This is a genomic window from Arthrobacter sp. GMC3 (assembly GCF_002929305.1).
Taxonomy (GTDB): domain Bacteria; phylum Actinomycetota; class Actinomycetes; order Actinomycetales; family Micrococcaceae; genus Specibacter.
Genome location: NZ_PJIO01000049.1, coordinates 1 through 1,221, shown reverse-complemented (window position 1 = coordinate 1,221; position 1,221 = coordinate 1). Strand labels below are relative to the sequence as shown.

Sequence of the window (1,221 nt, the reverse complement as noted above, 5' to 3'; positions counted from 1 at the left end):
CCTTGGGTTCTTGCGGTGATTGCAACACTTAGTGAATGAGTGATGCAATGGCGATGTATTCAATCCTTTTCCGTCCGGATCTCTTGCAGGTCTTTTGGGCAGGAATGCAGGCAGGTGATTTCATCACCGATGCCGTGGTCCCCATCAATACCAGTCGGCGTACCGGGCGCACTGTCCTGGCCGCTGCCGGTGGCGTCCGTCCGCGCCGCGGCAGGAATTTAAAGGGCCGGTGCCTGACGTTCGCCCAGCGTGAAGAGATCGCGATTCTCCGCGCCCAGGGGAAGTCCTTGAGAGCGATCGGCGAGGCTATAGGGAGGTCGGCCTCGACGATATCTCGGGAGTTGAAGCGCAACACGAAACCCGGCACCGCCTATCGGGCAACCTCCGCCCACATGCTCGCCTACGAGCGTGCCAGCCGGCCGAAACCGGCCAAACTCCACACGAATACCCTCTTGCGTGCGAAAGTGGAAGAGGACCTTGCCAAGAAGTATTCACCGGAACAGATCGCAGGACGACTGCGGGTTGAGTTCCCCGACCAGGAGGAGATGCGGGTGTCACCTGAGACGATTTACCAGTCCTTGTATGTCCAGTCCCGAGGCGCCTTGAATCGGGATCTGGCCGCGTGTTTACGCACCGGACGGGCCGTGCGCAAGCCGTGCCGCAAGGCCGGGCAGCGTAAGAACCGGATCCCGGGCATGATCAACATTTCCGAGCGTCCGCCCGAGGTAGAGGACCGTGCCGTACCTGGGCACTGGGAAGGGGATCTGATTATTGGCAAGGGCAACCAGACCGCCATCGGAACCCTGGTGGAGCGGACCACGAACTTCACCATGCTCGTCCACCTACCCAACGGCTACAAAGCCGAGCAGATGCGTGAGGCGTTGACCGCGAAGATCCAAACCCTCCCGGAAGCGTTACGGCATTCGCTGACGTGGGACCAGGGCATCGAAATGCAGGCCTGGAAAACCGTGAAGATGGATACCGGCATCGAGATCTACTTCTGCGACCCGCATTCACCCTGGCAGCGTGGGATCAACGAAAACACCAACGGGCTCTTACGCCAGTATTTCCCCAAAGGCACTGACTTGAGCATCCACAGTGCTGCGGATCTTGACTGGGTCGCCGCTGAGCTCAACGACGGACCACGCAAACGACTAGAGTTCAAGAAACCGATCGAACTAATCGAACCCCTCCTGTTGCAATGACCGCTTGAATCCGCCG

The 1,221-nt window shown here is 59.5% G+C and carries 1 protein-coding gene; it reads left to right on the top strand.

Annotation, left to right across the window (positions count from 1 at the left end):
- Positions 1-35 precede the first annotated feature (35 nt).
- Positions 36-1,205 (top strand): IS30 family transposase, encoded by a 1,170-nt coding sequence (locus CXQ94_RS21330; RefSeq protein WP_258067304.1) that lies wholly within the window; start codon positions 36-38, stop codon positions 1,203-1,205.
- Positions 1,206-1,221 lie beyond the last annotated feature (16 nt).